The sequence below is a fragment of the Streptomyces milbemycinicus genome (assembly GCF_002154605.1).
GTDB lineage: Bacteria > Actinomycetota > Actinomycetes > Streptomycetales > Streptomycetaceae > Streptomyces > Streptomyces milbemycinicus.
Genome location: NZ_MUNE01001146.1, coordinates 1 through 2,178, shown reverse-complemented (window position 1 = coordinate 2,178; position 2,178 = coordinate 1). Strand labels below are relative to the sequence as shown.

1 protein-coding gene is annotated in these 2,178 nt (G+C 75.8%); it reads left to right on the top strand.

Annotated elements, in window-relative coordinates:
• Positions 1 to 2,178, top strand: a 2,178-nt coding sequence (locus tag CCN51_RS55580; protein WP_086861278.1) for a hypothetical protein, incomplete at both ends; no start/stop codon positions are given.

Below are 2,178 nucleotides of genomic sequence, written 5' to 3'. Positions count from 1 at the left end.
CCCACGCCCACCGCCCGTGGACCTGGGAGGGCCTGACCGACGACGAGTCCGAGCCGGAGCCCAAGTACGACGCGGCATCGGACCTCAACCGGCTGACGGACCCCGACGGTTACGCGCACGGGCTCGTCGCGCCACCCGGCGACGGAAACCGCTTCTACGCCGCCCTGGCCATGGCCGTGAACGCGGCCGGGCTGCGCCTCCCCGACGGCGGCGAGTACCAACCCCAGGACCTGTCCTGGTCGGCCCGCCTGCCGCTGCCCAGCACGGCGCGGCTCGACCCGCGGGCGACCTTCCGCGCCGGGGAGCTGGCGGTGGCCGGGATCGGGCTCACCGACGACCAGCGGCGGCAGTTCGAGCGCAACGGCGGCCGGCTGCCCTGGCTGCCCCTGCCGCTGACCCGGCAGCAGGAGGAAGCCCTCATCCGTGCCCAGCTGTTCGCGGCCCGGCGGTGGAACCGCCCCACCGCCCTGCTCGCGGCGGAACTCCTCGCCAGCCATCTGGACCTCCACCTGACCCTGGTGCACGAGAACGGCACGATCGACACCTTCGGCGTGGCGCACGAGAACGCCAGGAACGCCGTGACGGTGTACGAGCGCGGCGACGAATACCTCGCCGCGCTGCCCGAGGGGGACCGCAACCCCGGCGCCCCGCGCAACCACCGCACCACCAAGCCCCCGAAGCCGGCCCGCAGGAACACGCCCCCGGCGATCGTGGTCCTCCCGCCCGACGGGCCGGAGGGCGCGAAGGGCGAGCCGAAGGCGCGGCCGACCGGCGACGGCCTCGGCCCCCGGAACGAGATTTCTCCCGTCCAGGACACCGCTGCCCCGCCTGCCCGGTCCGGCGAGCCCGCAGAGCCCGCCGAGCCCGCGGCAGTGCGGCCGCCGGACGGCCCCCCGGCGCCGGCCGAGGACCCGGCACGCGACGACAACCTCTACGACGGCGACTCGTACGACGGCGACAGAGCTCCGCACGACAGCGCTCCGTACGACAGCGACCCGTATGCCGCCGCCCTTGCCGAGTTCGACGCCCTGTCCCGCCTGCACGGCCTGTCCGACCCGTACGCCGCACACGGGCCGGACACCGCACGGGAGGTCCTGCGCAGGCTGGACACCCTGCGGGCGAAGGTCCCGGGACTGGCCGACGGGCCGCTGGACCTGGACGCGCTCGCCCGTCACGTGCTGGCACCGGACGGGTACGGGCCCGTCACCGCCGACGAGCGCGCCGAGCTGTTCCGCCTGGCGCTGGACGCGGCGGACAACACGCCCAGCCTCGCGGTGCTGGCCGGGCTCCACCTCGCGCGCCAGGGCGTCTCCGGCGTCTGGGACCACGGCGGCGACGCCGACGCCTTCGCCGCCCGCGTCCTGCATCTGGACCGCCCCGACCCCGAGCGCCGTGGGGAGCTGTACCGGCTGGTGAACCGGGCACGGAACGCCGGCCGCGACATCGGCAGCACCGTGGAGCTGGGCGCGTTCCATCTGGAACGCGAAGGGATGCTGGGCTCGCACACCCTCCTACGGGATACCGGGGACCGGGCGTTCGGCCGCCACCTGGACGGACCGGGCAAGCGCGGACTGGACTTCGACCCGAGCCGGGTCACCCTGGTCCGGTACCGGCCCGACGGCACGATCGACCACGGCTCCTCCCGTCCCGGGCCCGCGCCCTGGCACCGGCCCGGCGGCCCGGCGCCCTGGGTGATCCGGGCGCGCGGCGACCTCGGCTTGGACCTGCTGTCCGGAGTGGTGCCGCCGGAGGACGCCGCCGCCCTGCTCTCCCACGACCCCCAGGTGCGCGCGCTGCCGCCGGACGCCGAGATCGTGTGGCTGCTCCCGGACCCGGATCCCGCCGAGCAAGGGGACGCCGTTGAGGGCCTTCTCCTCGCGACCAGCCTCGCGACGGGCCACCGGGCGAGGACCGCGTACGGCGAGGCCGACATCTACGAGAACCGGGACACCGGCAAGCTCACCCTCGCCCTGGGGCGGGACGCGGCGGGCCGGCCGCACACGGCCGACGACTGGGTCTCCATCGCGCCGGTCACGAACACCCCCACGGTCACGGACCCCGCGCCGGTCACGGACCCCGTCCCGGTGCCCGCTCCCCGGGTGTGGAGCCGCGCGGAACTGACGGCCCTTGTGGATGGCATGGCGGAGGGGCTGCCGCCGGGGGGCGTGTCGGAGCGGC